Origin of the sequence: Streptomyces sp. NPDC001568, assembly GCF_042893755.1 — a bacterium.
Taxonomy (GTDB): domain Bacteria; phylum Actinomycetota; class Actinomycetes; order Streptomycetales; family Streptomycetaceae; genus Streptomyces.
Genome location: NZ_JBIAVF010000005.1, coordinates 340,505 through 360,336, shown reverse-complemented (window position 1 = coordinate 360,336; position 19,832 = coordinate 340,505). Strand labels below are relative to the sequence as shown.

At 73.8% G+C, this 19,832-nt stretch carries 15 protein-coding genes and 1 tRNA gene; 8 read left to right on the top strand and 8 right to left on the bottom strand.

Features of this window, described 5'->3' with window-relative positions; all coding sequences use genetic code 11:
- Positions 1 to 200 precede the first annotated feature (200 nt).
- The 3 genes from ACFY0I_RS11960 to ACFY0I_RS11950 are packed head-to-tail and all read left to right on the top strand — an operon-like array spanning position 201 to position 4,652.
- Positions 201 to 1,562: a bifunctional o-acetylhomoserine/o-acetylserine sulfhydrylase gene (locus ACFY0I_RS11960; RefSeq protein WP_388893400.1), complete on the top strand. Its 1,362-nt coding sequence runs from the start codon at positions 201 to 203 to the stop codon at positions 1,560 to 1,562.
- On the top strand, positions 1,559 to 2,800 hold the full coding sequence (locus tag ACFY0I_RS11955; protein ID WP_388893586.1) for a homoserine O-acetyltransferase: 1,242 nt from the start codon (positions 1,559 to 1,561) through the stop codon (positions 2,798 to 2,800). The genes ACFY0I_RS11960 and ACFY0I_RS11955 overlap by 4 nt, the downstream gene beginning before the upstream one ends.
- 46 nt (positions 2,801 to 2,846) lie before the next feature.
- Positions 2,847 to 4,652: a hypothetical protein gene (locus tag ACFY0I_RS11950; protein ID WP_388893398.1), complete on the top strand. Its 1,806-nt coding sequence runs from the start codon at positions 2,847 to 2,849 to the stop codon at positions 4,650 to 4,652.
- Between the two features lie 38 nt (positions 4,653 to 4,690).
- On the opposite strand, the gene ACFY0I_RS11945 is transcribed toward ACFY0I_RS11950, so the two are convergent.
- Complete coding sequence (locus ACFY0I_RS11945; RefSeq protein ID WP_388893396.1) at positions 4,691 to 5,098, bottom strand: hypothetical protein; 408 nt, start codon at positions 5,096 to 5,098, stop codon at positions 4,691 to 4,693.
- A 365-nt stretch (positions 5,099 to 5,463) separates the two neighbouring features.
- Between ACFY0I_RS11945 and ACFY0I_RS11940 the strand changes: the two genes are divergently transcribed.
- The 3 genes from ACFY0I_RS11940 (at position 5,464) to ACFY0I_RS11930 (ending at position 8,299) form a co-directional block, all read left to right on the top strand.
- Positions 5,464 to 7,194: an ABC-F family ATP-binding cassette domain-containing protein gene (locus tag ACFY0I_RS11940; RefSeq protein ID WP_388893394.1), complete on the top strand. Its 1,731-nt coding sequence runs from the start codon at positions 5,464 to 5,466 to the stop codon at positions 7,192 to 7,194.
- Positions 7,195 to 7,234: 40 nt separating this feature from the next.
- A complete protein-coding gene (locus tag ACFY0I_RS11935; RefSeq protein ID WP_388893392.1) occupies positions 7,235 to 8,104 on the top strand; it encodes a GNAT family N-acetyltransferase in 870 nt (289 codons plus the stop codon).
- A 120-nt stretch (positions 8,105 to 8,224) separates the two neighbouring features.
- Positions 8,225 to 8,299, top strand: a tRNA-Trp gene (locus tag ACFY0I_RS11930).
- Positions 8,300 to 8,346: 47 nt separating this feature from the next.
- Here the strand turns inward: ACFY0I_RS11930 and ACFY0I_RS11925 are convergent.
- From ACFY0I_RS11925 to ACFY0I_RS11910, 4 genes are all read right to left on the bottom strand, one after another.
- Complete coding sequence (locus tag ACFY0I_RS11925) at positions 8,347 to 8,667, bottom strand: hypothetical protein (protein WP_388893390.1); 321 nt, start codon at positions 8,665 to 8,667, stop codon at positions 8,347 to 8,349.
- 53 nt (positions 8,668 to 8,720) lie between these two features.
- Complete coding sequence (locus ACFY0I_RS11920; RefSeq protein ID WP_388893388.1) at positions 8,721 to 9,602, bottom strand: alpha/beta fold hydrolase; 882 nt, start codon at positions 9,600 to 9,602, stop codon at positions 8,721 to 8,723.
- A 163-nt stretch (positions 9,603 to 9,765) separates the two neighbouring features.
- A complete protein-coding gene (locus ACFY0I_RS11915) occupies positions 9,766 to 10,938 on the bottom strand; it encodes a glycosyltransferase (protein WP_388893386.1) in 1,173 nt (390 codons plus the stop codon).
- A gap of 282 nt (positions 10,939 to 11,220) precedes the next feature.
- Positions 11,221 to 11,856 carry a TetR/AcrR family transcriptional regulator gene (locus ACFY0I_RS11910; RefSeq protein WP_388893384.1) on the bottom strand — a complete coding sequence of 212 codons (636 nt, stop codon included), beginning with the start codon at positions 11,854 to 11,856 and terminating at the stop codon, positions 11,221 to 11,223.
- Positions 11,857 to 12,067: 211 nt separating this feature from the next.
- Between ACFY0I_RS11910 and ACFY0I_RS11905 the strand changes: the two genes are divergently transcribed.
- A complete protein-coding gene (locus ACFY0I_RS11905; RefSeq protein WP_388893383.1) occupies positions 12,068 to 13,861 on the top strand; it encodes a hypothetical protein in 1,794 nt (597 codons plus the stop codon).
- 111 nt (positions 13,862 to 13,972) lie between these two features.
- On the opposite strand, the gene ACFY0I_RS11900 is transcribed toward ACFY0I_RS11905, so the two are convergent.
- The 3 genes from ACFY0I_RS11900 to ACFY0I_RS11890 form a co-directional block, all read right to left on the bottom strand.
- A complete protein-coding gene (locus ACFY0I_RS11900) occupies positions 13,973 to 14,854 on the bottom strand; it encodes a geranyl diphosphate 2-C-methyltransferase (RefSeq protein ID WP_388893381.1) in 882 nt (293 codons plus the stop codon).
- A 14-nt stretch (positions 14,855 to 14,868) separates the two neighbouring features.
- Positions 14,869 to 16,245, bottom strand: a complete 1,377-nt coding sequence (locus tag ACFY0I_RS11895; protein ID WP_388893379.1) for a family 2 encapsulin nanocompartment cargo protein terpene cyclase — start codon at positions 16,243 to 16,245, stop codon at positions 14,869 to 14,871.
- Positions 16,246 to 16,346: 101 nt separating this feature from the next.
- Positions 16,347 to 17,759 carry a family 2B encapsulin nanocompartment shell protein gene (locus ACFY0I_RS11890; RefSeq protein WP_388893377.1) on the bottom strand — a complete coding sequence of 471 codons (1,413 nt, stop codon included), beginning with the start codon at positions 17,757 to 17,759 and terminating at the stop codon, positions 16,347 to 16,349.
- A 286-nt stretch (positions 17,760 to 18,045) separates the two neighbouring features.
- Between ACFY0I_RS11890 and ACFY0I_RS11885 the strand changes: the two genes are divergently transcribed.
- Positions 18,046 to 19,689 (top strand): adenosine deaminase, encoded by a 1,644-nt coding sequence (locus tag ACFY0I_RS11885; protein ID WP_388893375.1) that lies wholly within the window; start codon positions 18,046 to 18,048, stop codon positions 19,687 to 19,689.
- Positions 19,690 to 19,832 lie beyond the last annotated feature (143 nt).

Sequence of the window (19,832 nt, the reverse complement as noted above, 5' to 3'; positions counted from 1 at the left end):
CGCACCGTGCGCTGAGGCCGTCCCGCTGCGGAACCGGCCCCCGACGCGCTGCCCAGCGGTGAACCCTCCCGCGCCGTAACACCCCCGTGGGTACGGGCTCCGTACATCGGTCCCCCGTCACGCCCCGCCGCTCCTCGGCATCCCATGTCCCTGCCCACCCCCTGCCCCGCCGGGCTTCCGTACGCGTACCAAGGAGAAGCATGAGCCAGCCGATCGACGCCGTCACCGCAGGTCACACGCCCCAGGACGAGGCGAGCGGACCCGACACCTCCGCCTGGTCGTTCGAGACGAAGCAGCTGCACGCGGGGGCCGCCCCCGACCCGACCACCGGTGCGCGGGCGGTACCGATCTACCAGACCACCTCGTTCGTCTTCCGCGACACCCAGCACGCGGCCGACCTCTTCTCCCTCGCCGAGCCCGGGAACATCTACACCCGCATCCACAACCCCACCCAGGACGTCTTCGAGCAGCGGATCGCCGCACTCGAAGGCGGAGTCGCCGCGGTCGCCCTCTCGTCGGGCCAGGCGGCCGAGGCGCTGGCCATCCTGAACGTGGCCGGCGCGGGCGACCACATCGTCTCCAGCGCCTCCCTCTACGGGGGCACGTACAACCTCTTCCGGCACACGCTGCCGAAGTTCGGCATCGAGGTGTCCTTCGTCGACGACCCGGACGACCTCGATGCCTGGCGGGCCGCGATCCGGCCCGGTACGAAGGCCCTGTTCGCGGAAACCCTCGGCAATCCGCGCGGCAACGTCCTGGACGTCCGCGCCGTCGCCGACGTGGCGCACGGCGCCGGGCTGCCGCTGATCGTCGACAACACCGTGCCCACCCCGTTCCTCCTGCGCCCCATCGAGCACGGCGCCGACGTCGTCGTGCACTCGGCGACGAAGTTCCTCGGCGGCCACGGCACCACCATCGGCGGTGTCGTCGTCGACGCCGGAACCTTCGACTTCGGCGCGCACGCCGAGCGTTTCCCCGACTTCAGCGAGCCGGACCCCAGCTACCACGGCCTGCGCTACTGGCCCGCGCTGGGGCCGGGCGCCTACGCGGTCAAGCTGCGCGTGCAACTGCTGCGCGACCTCGGCCCGGCGATCGCGCCGCACTCCGCCTTCCTGCTCCTCCAGGGGGTGGAGACGCTGAGCCTGCGCCTGGAGCGCCACACCTCCAACGCGCAGGCGCTGGCGGAGTGGTTGGAGGGACGCGACGAGGTCTCGGTCGTGCACTATCCCGGTCTGCCCTCCAACCGCTGGTACGAGGCCGGGCGCCGCTACCTGCCGCGCGGCGCAGGCGCCGTGCTCTCCTTCGAGTTGGAGGGTGGTGCCGAAGCGGGCAAGCGCTTCGTGGACGCGGTCGAGCTCTTCAGCCACCTCGCCAACATCGGTGACGTGCGCAGCCTCATCATCCACCCCGCCTCCACCACCCACAGCCAGCTCGACGAGGCGCAGTTGGCGGCCACCGGAACCTCGCCGGGGTTGGTGCGCCTCTCCGTCGGCATCGAGAACCTCGCCGACCTCAAGGCGGACCTGGAGGCCGGCTTCCGCGCGGCGAAGGAGGCGTCCTGAACCCCGAGGGGCCGACCCCGCCGGGGGCGGGTGCCCCGGCGGCTCCCCCTCCGGCCACCGGCGCATGGCGGGAGGGGGACCCGCCGGGACGCAGGCAGTGGCACCAGCCCGTACGTGAGCTGCCGTTGGAGGCGGGTGGTCGGCTGCCGGGCGTGACGCTGGCGTTCGAGACGTGGGGCCGGCTCGCGCCCGACGCCTCGAACGCGGTCCTCGTGCTGCACGCGCTCACCGGCGACAGCCACGTCGCCGGGCCGGCCGGGCCCGGGCACCCCACTGCCGGTTGGTGGGACGGCCTGGTCGGCCCGGGCCTGGCCCTGGACACGGACCGCTGGTTCGTCGTCGCACCGAACGTCCTCGGCGGCTGCCAGGGCAGCACCGGGCCCGCCTCGCCGCGTCCCGACGGGCGCCGCTGGGCGGGCTCGTTCCCCCGGCTGACCCAGCGCGACCAGGTGCGCGCCGAGGCCGGGCTCGCCGAGGCGTTGGGGATCGACCGGTGGGCGCTGGTGGTCGGCGGGTCCATGGGCGGGATGCGGGCCCTGGAGTGGGCCGTGTCGTTTCCGCGGCGGGTCGAGGCGTTGCTGCTGCTCGCCTGCCCCGCGGCGGCGAGCGCCGACCAGATCGCCTGGACCTCGGCGCAACTCCACGCGATCCGCGCCGACCCCCACTGGCGGGGCGGCGACTACCACGAGGCCGGACCGGGGCGCGGCCCGCACACCGGTCTCGGCATCGCCCGCCGCATCGCCCACACCACCTACCGCGCCGCCGGGGAACTCGAAGCCCGCTTCGGCCACCGCCCGCAGGACCTGGAGGACCCGTGGCTCGGTGGCCGCTACCAGGTGGAGTCGTACCTCGACCACCAGGCGGCGAAGCTGGTCGGGCGGTTCGACGCGGCCAGTTACGTCGTCCTGTGCGAGGCGATGAACGCCCATGACGTCGGTCGGGGCCGGGGCGGCACGCGCGCGGCCCTCGGCCGGGTCGAGGCGAGGACGCTGGTGGCGGGAGTGGACTCCGACCGCCTGTACCCGCTGTCGCAACAGGAGGAACTGGCGGCGGGCATCCCCTCGGCGGACGGGGTCCGGGTCATCGCCTCACCGTTCGGCCACGACGGGTTCCTCATCGAGACGGAGCAGGTCGCGGCGCTGGTAGGGGAACTCCTCGACGGCGGCGACGCCACCGGACGGGCACCGACCCCCCGGCACGGGCAGAGCTCGCGGGAGCACCTGAATTCGAGGAATTGATCGAACGGATCGAACGGATGAGTCCGGCGCCGGTACGCTGCCGAGCGTGATCGACAGGGTGAGCCGGTTGTGGCGGCGGCGGAGCGACCGGGGCGCCAGGGCGTCGGCCGCCGTGGGCGGGGCCGGATCCGATGAACCCTGGTACGTCCTGGAGAACGTCGCCGAGGGACACGAGGTGATACCCGGGCTGCTCCGCGGACTGCTCACGCCCGGCAGCCGCCGGGTGTCGTGGATGCGCCTGGAGCCGTATCTGGCCTGGTGGCGCACCCCGAGCCTGGTGCGTCCGCTGCTCTCGGAGTTGTCGGTCATGCTTCCCGAGCTCGACCGCAGGCGCCGGATCGGCGTCCTCGACGCGGTCGCGGGGATCGCCGGCGCCCTGCGCGCGGGCTCCCTGCGCACGGACACCCGCGCTCTGGAGGCCGTGCTGGTCGACGCCCAGCGCGCTGCGGCCGGTCTCCTCGCCGACGACTGCCCCGAGGTCCGGTCGGCCGCCGCCGCGGCGGTGGAGCACGTACGGGCCGCCGACCCCGAGACGTTCGCATCGCTTCGTCGACAGGCCGAGGTGGAGGCCGATCCCCATGTGCTGGGCTGCCAGCTCCGCGCGGCCGGCGAGGTGCTGGCCGCGCTCGGCACGCCCCCTCCGGAGCACTGGTGGGAGTGCTGGCTGCACCACGCGGATCCACACGTACGGCTCACCGCCCGCGCCGCGCAGCTGACGACCGGCCGGGCGGCGCACCTGCGGGAGGTTGCCACCCGGCGTGCGGGCGCCAGGTGCACGGCCCCGCGTCAACGGGACGTGGAACGGGCCGGCGACCTGTTGCGCACGAGGCGGAACCCGCCGACCGGGACGTGGGAAACGGTCGTCGAGGCACTCGCGGCCGAGGACTCCCTCGTCGCCGGCGCCGCCGCCGAGATCATCGCGCGGGCGGGCACACGGATCCACCCGTACACCGATCTGCTGCTCCCGTTCGCCTGGCTGGAACGGCCCGTCGCCGACGACGTCGTACGGGGCCTCATCGGCGCGGGTGACCCGCGGGCCCTGCCCCTCTTCCTGAAGCGGGCCCACTCCCCTTGGCTGGGCGTCACCTCCCTGCCCGCGCGGTGGGCCCCGGAGATCCTGCCCGTCTTGCGGGTACGGCTCGCCGGGGCGCGGCCGGAGGAAACCCTGCAGGTCCTCGCCGGTTGGGGTCCGGCCGCCGCTCCGGGCACTCCCGAGCTGATCGGGCTGCTCGTCACCCCGCACGCGCGGGGGGCGGCAGCGGTGCTCGGAGGCATCGGATCCGCGGCGGGCGACGCGGCCGGCCTGCTCGCCGACCTCGCACGGGGCGACCTGCGCCCGCGGCGCTTCCCGGAGCACGACTACCGCGAGCCCCGGCGTTGGCACGGTGCCCAGACCGCGGCCTGGGCGCACTGGCGGGTCACGGGCGATCCGGGGATCGCGGTCGACGTCATCGGTGCGGCGGCCCGCACCGGCCGCGGCCGGGTGGTGCTGTCCCACCTCGCCGACCTGGGCCCGCTCGCCGCCGACTGCTCCGCCGACGTCGAACCGCTCCTCGGCAGCCTCGGCGAATGGACCCGGGTCGGCGCGGCCGAGGCGTGGTGGCGACTGACGGGCGACGCGGACACCGCGGTGACCACTCTGCTCCCCGAGCTGCGACGACTGTCGGAGTACGGGGCGGATCCGCTCCTGCTGCGGGTCATCAACGCCCTGGGGGCGATCGGCCGTCCGGCCGCGGCAGCCGTGCCCGCCCTCACCGCGGTCATCGCCTCCGAGCGCCGCTACGGCGGGAGCATCCCGCTCGACGAGGAACTGTGCCGCGTCGTACGCGCCGCCTTGGCCGCGATCGGCTGACGGGACCCTGGGCGGGGGCGCTGACGCGTCGCGCGTCCTCAGGGCTGACGGCGGGGACCGGCCCTCTTCTTCCACGAGGCGATCAGCAGGGAGAGCCCGCCGGTCACGACCAGACTGCCGATGAGAATCATGCCGACGCCGAGCACGTAGAGGCCGCTTCCGTCATCCGACCAGTCGTAGAAGGCGGCAACGGCCAACCCCGCGCTCGTGCCGAGCACGGCGGCCGTGACGTACTGACGGGAAGCCGCCCAGTAGACCGCCACCAGCAGGGTCAGCACGAGCCCGATCACCTGCCACACCTCGTACGGGCCGGTCGTGGAACCGTCCGGTTGCACGTCACGTTCCTGATCCCACCCCAGCCACCCCGCCCATGCGGCCACCGCCACCATGAAGAGCAGCAGGGTCACCAACAGTTCGCGTACGGGCTTCTGCATTCCATTGCGCATGGCCCCAGTCTCGACTCCCCCACCCGCCCCCGGCAGAGCGGACGTACTCAGGTCCACTTGAGTACCCGCCCGCACCGCGCGGGGCATCGAGGGGGCTCGAACCGCCGGCGTTCGGGTGACGGCACGGGCGGAGGGTTTCCGTGGGGGCGTCGGGGCGGCGCGCTCCTGCGCCCGCCGGCGGGTGGGTCCGAAAAAGGGAAAGACGAGACGGTCCGGTCCGTCCTACACTGGCCGGCATGTACGTGCGCCACTTCTTCCTCTGAGCACCGGGCACGGCCCCGGCGCGGTCGGCCTCCGACGGCCGGTCGCCGGTTCGTGCCGTCCGCCGCCGCCAGGAAGCAGGCCCCCGTACCCAAGGACGTCCCATGCGCTCGCACCCCTCTGCCACATCCCGGGCCACCACCACCCCCACCCACGTCGCCGCCCCCGTCACCGTGTCCCAGCTCGCCCTGCGTGACGTGTCCAAGTCCTACGGCGACCGGCTCGTCCTCGACCGGGTCTCCTTCACCCTGCGGCCGGGCGAGAAGGCCGCCGTGATCGGCGAGAACGGCTCCGGCAAGTCGACCCTCATGCGGCTGATCGCCGGAGCGGAACAACCCGACGACGGCCGGGTCACCCGTTCCTTCCCCGGTGGTGTCGGCCATCTCGCGCAGACCCTCCCCCTCGGGCCCGACCGCACCGTCCAGGACGCCGTCGACGCCGCGCTGCACGAACTGCGGACCCTCGAAGCCCGCATGCGGGCCGCCGAAGCCACCCTCGCGAGCGCCGGCCCCACGGAACTCGACGCGTACGGGGACCTCGTCGGCGCCTACGAGGCCCGCGAGGGCTACGCCGCCGACGCCCGGACCGACGCCGCGCTGCACGGGCTCGGCATCGGCCACATCCGTCGCGAACGGACCCTGGGCTCGCTCTCCGGGGGCGAGGAGTCGCGGCTGGCCCTGGCCTGCGTGCTCGGCGCCGCCCCGGAACTGCTCCTGCTGGACGAGCCGACGAACCATCTCGACGCGCCCGCCGTGGCCTGGCTCGCGGAGCGGCTCCACGGGCACCGCGGCACCCTGGTCGTGATCACCCACGACCGGGCGTTCCTGGAGCGCGTGGCGACGACGGTGCTGGAGGTGGACCGGGACCTGCGGACCGTCACACGGTACGGGGACGGCTGGGCGGGCTACCGCACGGCTCTCGCCTCGGCCCGTCGCGGGAGGGAGCAGCGCCACCAGGAGTACCTGGACGAACTCGCCCGCACGCAGCGGCTGGTGGACGCGGCCGGGCAGCGCTTGGCGTCCACCGGAAAGGACCCCGGGCAGGGCTTCGGCAAGCACCGGCGCTCGCACGAAGCCAAGCTGTCGGGCCGGGTCAGGGCTGCGCGCAGGCACCTGGACCAGCTCCTGCGGGAGCCCGTCGCGGCGCCCCCCGAGCGGTTGCGGTTCGCCGCCCGGATCGAGGAGGACGGCAGGCCCCTGCCCGAGGACGTGCCGTACGTCGCCGAACTGGCCGGGGTCCGGGTGGGCGACCGGCTCTCCCTGGCGGAGCTCGTCGTCGCCCCCGGGGCACGCCTGTTGGTGTCGGGGCCGAACGGGGCGGGCAAGTCGACCCTGCTCGGAGTACTGGCGGGTGACATCGCACCGGACCACGGCACCGTACGACGTCACACGTCGGTCGGGTACCTCCCGCAGGAGGTCGCCTTCGACCCGGCGCGCCACCCGTTGCTGCACGGCTTCGCCGAGGGGCGGCCGGGCGACCCGGACGAGTACGCCGACGAGCTGCTCGCGCTCGGCCTGTTCCGCCCCGATGACCTGCACGTCCCGGTGGCGGCCCTGTCCGTGGGGCAGCGGCGGCGGCTGGAGCTGGCACGGCTCGTGACCCGCCCGGCGGGGTTGCTCGTCCTCGACGAGCCGACCAACCACGTGTCGCCGGCCCTGGTCGAGGAACTCGAGGAGGCGCTGGCCGCCTTCCCGGGCGCGATCGTCGCGGTCTCCCACGACCAGCGGTTCCGCTCCGCCTTCACCGGCCCCCACCTGGAACTGCGCGCCACGCTCGCCCCGTCCGGCGCCGCGAACGCGTCGACCGGCCGCCGACCGGCGCCCGCGCGGCCGTAATTGAGGCGCTCACCGACCCCCCTCTGTCTAGGGTGGCCGGATGAACGTGATGGAGATCGTGCCCGACCAGGGCGCATGGCGGGCCGGGTTCGATGAACGGGTGCTCGCGGGGTACCGCGCCGCGGGGTGTTCGGAGCCCCTCGCGCGGGCCCTGCTGGAGCGCGCCGTGGAGGGCATCGACGACTGGACGGTGGCCACGGACGGCTCCGGGTGGATCGCCGTCGAAGTGAAGGAGGACAACGGCGCCACCGTGGGCCGGATCCACGACCTGACGGCGCCCGAGGGACGCGCCTGGGCCGAGCGCTGGTGCGCCGAGCAGGGCGCGCGCCGGGTCGAGGTCCGACTCACCGGCGGAGCCCGGGGGTTCGCCGACTACCCCGTACGCCAGCAGATACGGATGCGCGCCTCGGCCCAGAAGCCGGAGCTGCCCCCGGGCCTGACGGTCCGTCCGCTCACCGAGGAGGAGTACCCGGGCTGGCACGCCGGCGAGGAGGCCGGGTACATCACGGACATCGTCCGGGCCGGCGTCCTGACGCCGGAGCAGGCCAAGGAGAAGTCCGACCGGGACTTCGCCCTCCACCTCCCGCAGGGGTACCGGACCCCCGGTCACGCCTTCTACGCGCTGGAGGCGGACGGGCAGGTGGTCGGCACCGGCTGGGTGCGGCACGGGTACCTGCCGGGTGTGACCTTCGGCTTCTCGTTGGAGGTGTACGAGGAACACCGCGGCAAGGGCTACGGCCGGGCCGCGATGGCCGTGGGCGAGTGGGCGTCCCGGCACGGCGGCGACGAGGCGATGATGTTCAACGTCTTCGGCGGCAACGAGGTCGCGATGAGCCTGTACGACAGCACCGGCTACACCGTGCTGGACGAGTACCGGTCGCTCAACCTCCAGTCACCGAGCGGCTCCTAGGCCTCGGTTCGGGGGGTGTCGATCGTCCTCGGGCGTCGGTACGGGAGCCGAGGCGCAGCCGAGGGCGGGAGGGGCCGGCCGGGGGTGCCGTACCCCGCACGTACGATGGGCGCGGGGGGCGGAGTCGTAGCGCAGAGGTCGTCGCGCGCGGTCTCCAAAACCGTGAGGACGCCGGTTCGAATCCGGCCGGCTCCGCCTCTCCCCCGTGCCCCGGAGCCCGGTCCGCGGGGCGCGGACCGGGCTCAGGCGTCGTTCGTCGGGGCGGACCGACGTGACTGCCGCAGGGCCGGGAGGCCGACGCCGATACCGCTGCCGACCGCCAGGCCGAGGGCCAACCCGAGTCCGATGTTGTCGAACACGAAGAGTCCCAGGAGCAGCCCGACGCAAACGCCGGACGATACGCCCAACGCCAGTCCGTTGGCGGCGGCCGGGTCCTCGGTCGGGACGGGCGCGGACTCCGGGACGGTGGAACCCGCATGGCCGGGCTCCGGCTTCACGGACTCCGGCTTCACGGGCTCCGGGGCCACGGACTCCCCCGCCCCCGACTGCTGTTCATGTGTCATGCACACAGTCTGGCAGAACCCCGCTGCGGAGTCGCCGGCCGGCCCCCCGCAGGTCAGCCCCGGTCGAGGAGCTCGCGGAGGGTCGCGGCGAAGGCCTCCGGTTCGCCCTGCTGTCCGTACTCACCGCCGAGGAAGCCCCCGTGGTGGCTGGGGAAGAGGACCGTCCCGCCGCCCAGCGCCTCGGCCGCGCCGGCCGCGGCGCGTGCGGGGAACTGGCCCTGCGACTCCTTGCCCTCCGCGATGACGATCCTCGTCCCCGCGGCCCGGAGCGCCGCGAAGTCGGGCAGGTAGGCGGTGCAGCCGCGCATGTTCTGTCCCAGCAGGGGGTCACCGCGCGTGCCGTCGTCCTCGGCGGGCAGGCCGAAGGCGGCGGGGGCCGGCGCGGGCTCGTCCCGCCAGTTCGCCGGGATCGGTCCCGTCCGGGTGGCCATGACCAGGAACTTCGCCATGGCCGGGCCCATTCCCTCGCGCAGGTACGTCGCGTGGATGTCCGCGCACACCTCCAGGGCCGCCTCCCGGTCCGGGAGCACCTGTGCCAACGGCGGCTCGTGCGCGACGAGGGTGCGGACCAGATCCGGGTGGCGGGCCACCAGCGCCAGCCCGTTGACGGCTCCGCCACTGCTCGCGAACACGTCGACGGCGCCGGCGCCGGCCGCCTCGATCACCCGTCGCAGGTCCTCGCCGTGCTCCTCGGGCATCGTCTCGGCGGCGCCGTCCGTACGGGCGCTGCGGCCGGTGCCCCGCGGGTCGTACGTGATCACGGTCCGGTCGGTGAAGTGCGCGGCCAGGCTCGCGAACCCGGCCGCGTCCATCGGGGAGCCGATCAGGAACAGGGCCGGCCCGACCCCGCCCTCGGTACGGTCGTCCGCGCCGTGGACGTCGTACGTGAGGGTGGCGCCCGTGGATTCCAGCGTGCGGGTGACGGTCGCGGTCATGGTTCCTCCTGCGGGTGAGTGCTGTCGAAGGGTTTGACCGTCGGGGCCATCGGAACTCATCGCTCTGCGACGCACGGGTTTCGGCCGCCCCGCGAAACGCCGGAGCCCACGCCACCGCGTGGGCGGTGGCGTGGGCTCGGAGGGGGACGAAAGGTGCGGTCGGTCAGCCCGCCGCGGCGGCCAGCAGGACGTCGACGAGCCGCTCGGCGGCGTCGGGCCGCCCGTGGGCCCGGGCGCGCTCCGCCATCGCCAGGCGCAGGGCGGGGTCGGTCAGGAGCGGTCCGAGGGCGTTCCAGAGGGTCTCCGGGGTGACGTCCCCGAGCAGGGCGACGGCCGCGCCCGCGTCGGCCAGGTGCTTCGCGTTGTGCGCCTGCTCGTTGCCGGCGGAGGTGGCGAGCGGCACGAACACGGCCGGCTTGCCCAGCGCGGTCAGCTCGGCCAGCGTGCCGGCGCCACTGCGGGACACCACGACGTCGGCCAGCGCCAGGACGTCGGGCAGTTCCGGTCCGACGAAGCCGGTGAGGTGGTAGCGGCCGGCGAGGACCGGGTCCAGGCCGGCGGCGGCGGCGCGGAGTTCGTCCACGTTGGCCGGACCGCACTGGTGGATCACGTTCGCGTGGCCGAGGAGCCACGGCAGCACGTCGCGGACGACCCCGTTGATCTGCTGCGCGCCCTGGGCGCCACCGGTGACGTAGACGGTCGGCAGCCGGCGGTCGAAGCCGACGAGGTTGAGGGTGTGCACCGCCTTGTCGGGGTGCCCCGTCAGCACCTCCGGCCGGACGGGGTTGCCGGTGACGACGGCGGCGCCGCGCAGTTCGGCGGGCAGCAGGTCGAGCGAGGAGTCGGAGGACAGGGCGATCCGGGTGGCGGAGCTCGCCAGCTTCCGGTTGGCCAGTCCGAGGCGGACGGTCTGCTCGTGGAGGACGAGCGGGCGGCGGCAGAGGCGCGCGGCGAGGCCGGCCGGTACGGCGACGTAGCCGCCGGTGGCCAGGACGACGTCGGGTTCGAACTCGGACACGATGGAGCGGGCCTGGGCCACGCCGAGCGGCACGCGCGCCATGTCCTTGACGTTCGCCGCGGACAGCATCTTGAGCGGGTTGGCCGAGCGCCGGATCTTGCCCGTGGCCACCGTCTTGAACGCGATGCCCTCGGCGGGCGCGACGCGCGCTTCGAGACCGTCGGCGGTGCCGATCCACAGGACGTCGAGCGTGCTGCCCTGGGCCGCGAGGCGACCTTGCAGTGTCCGGATCGCCGTCAGAGCGGGATACGTGTGACCGCCGGTCCCTCCGCCCGTCACGAGCAACCGGAAGGAACGCGGGAGTGCGGAAGTGTTCACCCTGCACACCCTACTGGCCTCGTACGCGCGTCCTACGATCGCGGGTCGGCGCGCGTCGGCGCGGGTACGCGGAACCGCTCGGGGGTGGCGCTCGGGGGTGCCGCACAACGCGAAGGTCCCGACCCCCCGAGGGGGCCGGGACCTTCGTTTCGGAGCGCTGGGCAAGCCTTGCACTTGCATTTCCCCACGGGAAGTGGGGCGTCTTTCCTTGGACCACCAACGCACGGTCCGCTGCCGTGATCACGGCGGCGAGCTCAAGATCGACTATAGCGCATCCGGGGGCTACTCCCAAAGACGCCCGAGGTGGGAGTGGAGGACGTCCTGCGCCGCCCGCCGACTGAGGTGGCCGATGAGGACGTGGGTGGTGAGGCCGTCGGCGAGGGCGAGGAGCGTACGGGCTTCCCGGCGCGGGTCGAGCGGCTCCGCCGGCCGGCCGTTGCCCCCGCCCGCCCCCTCGCCCGCCCCTGTCGCCGCCGCGTCCGCGGTCGCCTCCGCGATCAGGCGCGCGAAAGCCTCTTGGAGCTCGCCGTAGTTCGCCCTCAGCGGCGTGGCGAGCGCCTCGCTGACGGCGGCCTGCGCGGCGAACGCCAGCCAGACCCTGGCCTCGGCCCGGTGTTCCTCGCGGAGCAGCGCCACCTCGGTGACCGCGTGTCCCAATGCCGTACGGGCCGACTGGGCCGGGCTCCTGACGAGGCGGGCCTGGACGCGTTCGCCGATCAGCCGGCCGATGTGCCCGAGCGCGAACACGAGCATCTCCTCCTTGGTGCGGAAGCACCGCTGGACGGCGCCCATCGACACCTGCGCGCGGGCGGCGACGTCGCGCAGCGAGACGCCCTCCAGGCCGTGCTCGTCGGCGAGCTCGCAGACGGCCTCGGCGATGAGCCGCCGCCGGCCGGCGTGATCCACCTGTCGGGGCATGTCCGGCCGCCTCCTGGTTCCCGGGTGTCCGTCGTCCCGCGCGCTCCGCACGACGCGCACGCACCGCTCGCCAGGCTACAAGTTCCGATGCGTTCGCATTGCTTCCGGGCGCCGGCGCGGGGCGCAGCCACGATTCTCCCTTGCGCCGCAGGGGCGGCCTCGGCGACGATCACGGCATGACGATGCGAAAGGGCGTACTGCGCCCGGGCCCGTGAGGCCCCAAACGCCGGTCCTCCTCGGTCCGGCCGACTGTGTGGAGACCTGGATCCACGAGGCTCTGCACGACCCGACCTCCGCCCGCTGCGGCGCCGCGCGGAGCGCGATCTTCGATGCCGTACGGATCGACCGCGCCGGGCCGTTGACCGGCCGGCTGCTCGCCGAGGTCCGCGCGGCTCCCGTGGGGCCGCGCCTTCTCCTGTTGGAGTTGCTGACCGGCCTGTGCACGGGGCACGACGTCCCGTGGCCCGAAGCGGCGGCTGCAGCCGTGTCCCTGATGCGGGATCCGCAACCGTCGGTGCGGCGGGCCTCGGCCTGGCTGCTGTGCGACGCCGACCAGCATCGGGCCTCGGGGTTGTTGACCGGGCCGGACGCCGAGCCGGATCCCGTGGCCCGCTTGGCACTGGCCGAGGCCCTGCTGGTGCGGGGCAACGGGCCGGACCGGCGCACCCTGCGCGCCGACCCCGACCCGGCGATCCGGCTCCGGGCCGCCCTGCGGCCCGACACGGACGCGGTCCTGGCCGATCTCGACGCGGCCGGCGCCCGGCTCGGCGGACCGGGAGGCCGGACGAGCTGGGGCGCGGGCACCGTGTGGGGCCTGGCGGCGTCCCGGTCCGGCGACGCGGAGACCTGCTACGCCGACATCGGACTGCTCGCCGCCCGCGACACCGCGGTGGCCCGGCGGGCGGCGATCGACATGGCCGAGGTGGCCCTGCGGAAGTGGCGGGCGGCTCCGGAGGCGCTCGTACCGCACCTGAGGCCGCTGCTGAACGGCGCCGGGGACCCTGGGGTACGGGCGGCGGCCGCCTCCGTCGTCGCAGGTCCGCTCGCGACGACCCGGCTGTGCGCCGAGGAACTCGCCGCGCTGATGGACGAGTTGCCCGAGGCGGCGGCGCCCGCTCTCGCCCGGATCGGCGACGTGCGGGCCCTGCCGCGGCTGTGCGCGATCGTCGCCGGGGGCACGCTCGCCCGAACGGTGACGGAAGGCGTCGACGCACTGGCCCGCACCGGCTGCGACCTGGGGCCCCTCATCGCGACGGCCGCCGGGTTCCTCGACCGGCACGAGGGAGTCGCGGACCGTACGGTGTGGGCCGCCGTGGGCGTGCTGCGCGCCTGCGGGCCCGCCGCCGCGGCGGCCGTCCCGCAGTTGCTGCGCCTGCTCGCCCCGGACGCCGACCCCACGGGGCTGCGGACCCAGGCCGTCCTGGCGCTCGGGGAGACCGGCCGCGGGGCGGTCGATGCCGTGCCCCGGCTCGAAGGCCTCCTCGGTGGTCCCGGCAGCCGGTTCACGGGGCAGGTCGAGATGGCGCTGATCCGGATCAACGGGGACCGGCGCCGGGCCGAGCGGCTCTTCGCGAGGCTGCCCGAGCGGCGGCGCGACCTGAACCTGGCCGCGAGCCTGCTCACATGGCTGGCCGAGCACGGCGGGCTGGAGCCGCGCCACGTCGCGTACCTGCGGGCGGCCTGCGCGGACCCGACGCGGCGGGCCGTGCACCCGAAGTGCGCCGGCGCCCTGTGGCGGCAGGAGGGGGACGACGTCGCCGAGCTCGCCCTCGACGTCCTCGTCCCCCATCTGGGGGGCGAGGTGTACGGCGAGTACGTCTGCACGGTCCTGGGCGCCATGGGCGCGGCCGCCGCCGGAGCCGTACCCGCGCTACGGGCCGTGGCCGAGCGCCGGGAGCGGCTCCGGCTGTACATCGGCGGCTTCGACGAGGAGACGCGGGCCGACGAGCGCCTGGCCGAGGCGGCCCGGGCCGCCCTGCGTCGGATCGCGGACGCCACGCCCTGAAGGCCGGCCACCGTCCGGCCCCGCCGGGTCGGGCGGCGGCGCCCCCGACGCGCGGAGGGGCCGGACCCCGTGCGTACGGGTCCGGCCCGCCCGGTAGGGCGTCCGTCAGGGTCAGACGCGGTCGGCGGCGATCAGCACGTACTGGAAGGAGCCGTCCTTGTACGAGTTGATGAACGCCTCCTCGATGCCGGTGACCAGGGACGACGTGGCCCGCAGCTCCCAGTAGGGCAGGGTCGCCGGGGTCAGGTCGATGACGGCCTGCGGTACGAGGCGGTTGTCGGCCAACGCCTTCATGTACTCGCGGCGGGAGTGGATGTTGCACTCGAAGTGCGCGTTGATCTGCGAGACCCACTTCGAGGGCTGACCGTAACGGGGGTTCCAGCAACCGGTGATCGTCACGTAGCGACCGCCGACGGCGAGGACCCGGGAGTGCTCGGCGAAGAGGTCGTGCAGGTCGACGTACATGCTCGACTCGTTGTTCCACGAGCCCGCGGCCCGCCCCGTCTCGAAGGGCATGTCGAGCATGTTGCAGACGCGGGCGCGCACGGAGTCGGCGATGCCCAGTTCGTGGGCGCGCTGGTTCGCGAACTCGGCCTGCTTGGCCGACAGCGTGACGCCCTCCACCTTGCATCCGAAGCGCTGGTGGGCCATGACGGATGACCCGCCGCGCCCGCAGCCGGCGTCCACGAGGGTGTCCTCGCGGCCGATCGCCCCGAGGTGGTCCAGCAGGACGTCGGCCTGGGCCGACTCCAAGCGGTGCAGCTCGGCGATCAGCTTCTTCTCGTACTCGCTGTCGGCGGTGTCCCCGAGGGCGGCGTGATCGACGTCGCCGATGCCGTAGTGGTGGTGGTAGAGCCCGTCGACGTCGCCGAGACGCAGATTCACCGGCCGGGCCTCGTGGTCCCAGTAGCGGGCGATGTCACCCTGGTAGGGCGTCGCCGGGGCCGGGATGAAAGCCGAGGGGGTCGCGGTGGTGAGCTCGGTGTTGGTCACAGATGTATCCGTCCTTACCAGAAGTCGGGGAGGCTGTAGCGGTAGGTGTTGGTCTGGTGCCAGTGGTGGTTGCCGTCGACCCACGCGGCCACGCCGTCGAGGAAGCGCAGGACGTTCGGGACGGGGCAGGCTGCCGCCAGGTCGGCGGCGGCGGCCTCGAAGGCGTGCATGAGCTCGTTGTGGACTTCGACGCCCTTGAGATAGGCGTCGCGTACGGAGCAGTCCTCGCGTTCGGCGATCACCACGGGCAGGTTCAGGTGCGTGCCGGGACTCGCCAACTCCTTGGTGTAGGAGTACAGGTCGTTGACGATGGTGGTGGCGTTCCCGGCGAGCGCGAGGACGCGTTGCATCGCCGGTTGGGCGTGCAGGTCCGCCGGCAGTTCGTAGCCGCCGACGGTGTCGGTGATGGTGGGACACGGGCGGAAGTTGTTGAACTGCCGCATCGCGAGGTACTCCCACACCTCCGGGACGTACTCGGTCTCGGCCCAGGAGGCCTCGGCGAGGTAGCCGAGGTGCAGGCGGGCCATGTCGTGCCGGAACCGGTCGGCCTGGGAGGGGGAGGCTTCCTGGAGGAAGTACTCCATGGCGGAGCGGTAGGCGCGACGGGGTGCGTCGGAGTGGAGGGACCGGGCCCAGTCGGGCTGGTACTCGGCCGTCGTGTGGAGGGGATCGAGCGCGGTGTGCGCCAGCAGGAGGCGTCCGCCGAGGCCGATGGGCGAGCCGCCGTGGTCCTCGCAGTAGTAGTCGTCCACGGCGTTCTCGGCGGCCATCAGCCGGGTGGCGATCATCAGGTGGTCGATGGTGGGGGCGTCCGGATGGCAGCCGACCATGTACCGGCCGAGGGAGAACCCGTCGAACTGGTCCTCCCAGTCCGGCGGGAACAGATCGACCTCGTCGACCGCCCAGTCCTTGATCCTGCGGCTGATCTCCTGCGCCCGTACGGGGTCGGGTTCCGCCACCGGGTGGTGGTAGAGGCCGGGGATCGGGTTGCCCACCGGCGGCGTGGGCGGGTCCGCGGGCGCGAGGGGTTCCTCGCGCGGCCGGGTCAGGTAGAGGCCTGCCGTGCCCAGCCCGCTCGGGCCGCGCAGGAGCCGCTCCAGGGCGGGGCTCGACGCGGCCGCCGCGGCGGGAGCCGGGGCGTCGGGCGGAACGGGTACAGCGGTGGGCAGGGGCACCACCGGCGCCAGGGGGGCCACCGGCGGGGCGGGGGCGGGCGGGGCGGGGGTCTCGGGCGGGGCCGGCGCCGCGGGGGCCGCATCGACGCGCGGGGTCGGCAGGGCCGGTCGTACGCCGCCGAAGGCGTCGATGCCCCGGCCGTGGCCGTGGGCCCCGAAACGGGCCGCCGCGCCGGGCAGGCTCGACTGCAGGGGGGAAGGCCCGGGATCGGGCATCCGTGGCTCCTTGCTGGTGGTTGGACTGTCCCGGATCCCGGATCCCGGACGTGGCGGGCGGGTCCGGTCGGCTCCCGGCCGCGCGTGGCCGACGGGACGGCCTAGTCGGGCCTGCGGGCGATCTGCACGTTCTCCAGCACCCCGAGCGCGTCGGGCACCAGAATGGCGGCGGAGTAGTAGGTGGTGACCAGGTAGGAGATGATCGAGCGTTCGTCGATGCCCATGAAGCGCACCGACAGGCCCGGCTCGTACTCCTCCGGCAGGCCGGTCTGCCGCAGGCCGATGACGCCCTGCTTGTCCTCGCCCGTACGCATCACCAGGATCGAGCTGGTGTTGTCCTTGTTGATGGGGATCTTGCCGCAGGGCAGGATCGGGACTCCGCGCCAAGCCGGGACCTGCTGGCCGCCGAGGTCGACGTGGTCCGGGTAGAGCCCGCGGGCGTTGAGCTCGCGCCCGATCGCCGCGATCGTCCTGGGGTGGGCCAGGAAGAAGCGGGAGCCGCGCCGGCGGCAGAGGAGTTCGTCGAGGTCGTCCGGGGTGGGCGGGCCGGAATGGGTTTGGATCCGCTGCTTGAACGCGGCGTTGTGGAGGAGCCCGAACTCCCGGTTGTTGATCAGCTCGTACTCCTGGCGCTCGCGCAGCGCCTCGATGGTGAGCCTGAGCTGTTCCTCGGTCTGGTTCATCGGCTGGTTGTAGAGGTCGCCGACCCTCGAGTGGACGCGCAGCACCGTCTGGGCGATGGAGAGTTCGTACTCGCGCGGGTTCAGCTCGTAGTCGACGAAGGCGCCGGGCAGTTCCGCCTCGCCGGTGTGGCCGGCGGACATCGCGATCTCGGCCTCGCCGTGACGGTTCTGCCGTTGCAGCGGGAGCGCGCCGAACCGCTCGATGTGGGCCCGCAGGTTCGGCGCCGTGGACAGGACGGCGTCGAACTCGGCGCGGGTGAGGGTGAGGAGGGTGCCGGAGGTGGCGGCGGTGGCGGTGTGGTCCCAGGTCGCGTCGGTGTCCAGCAGGGCGTTCTCGCCGAAGCGGTCACCCTCGGCGAGGACGGCGACGGAGACCTCGTCGCCGTACTTGCCGACGGAGGTCTGGTTGATCCGGCCGTGGGCGATCAGATGGATGCGGTCGGCGGGGGCGCCCCGTTCGACCAGTACCTCCCCGGCGCGGAAGTCCCGCTGCACGCACCGGCCGGCCAGCGCCGTCAGCACGCCGATGTCGTCGAAGCCCCGCAGCAGGGCGAGTTCGCCGAGTTCGCGGGGGATGACCCGGACGCGGGCGCCGTCCTGGACGAACTCGACGCGCCCGTCGCCGACGGTGTAGCTCAGCCGGCGGTTCACCCGGTACGTGCCGCCCTGGGTCTCCACCCAGGGGAGCATCTTCAGCAGCCAGCGGGAGCTGATCTCCTGCATCTGCGGCGCGGACTTCGTCGTGGTGGCGAGGTTGCGGGCAGCGGCCGTGCCGAGGCTGCTCTGCGGGGGCGGCTCCAGCTGCGCCTCTGGGCTGGTGTCCACGGTCATCGGACAGGTACTCCTTCGTAGCGGTGGTGATCGGCGCACGTGTACGCCACCCGTGGAAAACGAGGGGCGAATATCCGGGCAATCCGTCCAGATCCGGGAGCACATTAACCACGGGGAAGGCCGGACGGCCCCAAGATCCCGGGGGCATTACCTCAATGCGGTGATCTTGCCCGTGGGGGTGTTTGAAGCCCGTTCAGACGATATTCGGACATGCCAAATGGCCTTGCCCGAAACCGACTTGGGGCAATTCGACAGCAGGAACGATTCGTCCGGGCCCTCCCGGGTGATGGTCGGACACATCCGGCCCGTCGCGCCGGCGGGGGGCCCTCCTCCTCACCACGATGTGCCGGTGATCTCCCCGCACGTGATCGGTGCGCTCTCCGCACTGGCACTCTTCGCACCCACGGCCGCCCAGGCGGCCCCCCTTCCCTCCGCTCCCGAACCGTCCGCGCCCGGCACCGCCGCCGAGCAGGCCGTCGACCGGTACTTGTCCGCTCTGCACCGGCAGCCGGGGCGGTTGCGGGACTTCTTCGCCGGCCTGCCCAAGGGCGGCGACCTGCACAACCACCTCGCCGGCGCCGTCTCCACCGAGTTCCTGATCGAACTCGCCGCCGAGGACGGGCTGTGCGTCGTCACGGCCACGAGCACGGCCGTACCACCGCCCTGCGCCGCCGGCACCCGGCCGGCGGCCGACGCGGTGACCGACGCGGAGTTCCGCCGTCAGGTCATCCGGGCCTGGTCCATGCAGGACTTCCCGGCCGACGGCAACGGGCACGACCACTTCTTCGCCACCTTCGGCAAGTTCGGCGAGGTCACCTGGCGCCACCCGGGCCGGATGCTCGCCGAGGTCGCCAACACGGCCGCCCGGCAGAAGCAGTTCTACCTGGAGACGATGACCTCCCCGGCCTCCACCGAGGCCCGCGCCCTCGCCGACCGGATCGGATTCGACGCCGACCTGGACCGGATGCACGACAAGCTGCTCGCGGGCGGCGCGCTCGACGCGGTCGTACGGCAGGCACGCACCAACGCGGACGCCACCGACGCCGAGTTCCGTACGGCCGCGCACTGCGACACCCCGCGCCCGGACCCGGCGTGCTCGCTGCCCTACCGGTGGATCGCCCAGGTCGGGCGGGCGGGCGCCCCGGAGCGGGTCTTCACCCAGCTGGCGCTCGGCATGCGGCTGGCGGAGCGCGACCCCCGGTTCGTCGCGGTGAACCTGGTGCAGCCGGAGGACGACCCGGTGGCCCTGCGCGACTACCGGCTGCACATGCGGATGCTGAACTACCTCAAGTCCCAGTACCCGAAGGCACACGTCACCCTGCACGCGGGTGAGCTCGTCCCGGGTCTGGTCAAGCCGGAGGACTTGACCTTCCACATCCGCGAGGCCGCGCAGACGGGCCGGGCCGAGCGGATCGGCCACGGCGTGTCCGTGCTGCACGAGGACCGGTGGGAGTCGCTGATGCGCCACATGGCCGAGCGGCGGATCGCGGTGGAGGTGCCCTTCCACAGCAACGAGCAGATCCTGCGGGTCTCGGGGGACGCGCACCCGTTCGCCACGTACCGCCGCTTCGGCGTTCCGGTCGTGCTGGCCACGGACGACCCGGGGGTGTCGCGGATCGAGATCACCGACGAGTACCGCCGGGCCTCGGAGATGTACGGGCTGCGCTACCGGGAGCTGAAGGACCTCGCGCGGGCCTCGCTCGACCACGCCTTCCTGCCGGGTCGGAGCCTGTGGCGGACCGACGTCCGCGCCGGCTACCGGCCCGTGGCGGCGTGCGCCGGCGAGACCCCCGGCACCGAGCACGTCGGCGAGCGGTGCGGGCGGTTCCTGGAGGCCAGCGCGAAGGCGCAGGTGGAGTGGCGCCAAGAGGCGGCGTTCACCCGCTTCGAGTCCGACCGCGCCCGGCCGGGGCGTCCCGGCCCGCGCTGACCCGGGCGCACGGCCCGGACGCACGGCCCGGACGCACGGACCCGGACGCGCCGAGCCGGACCGCACCGACCCGGTCCGCCTCGACCCGGTCCGACGAGGCTCCTCCCCCGCTCCGGCCCGCCCGCGGCCCGGGTGCGGGTCGG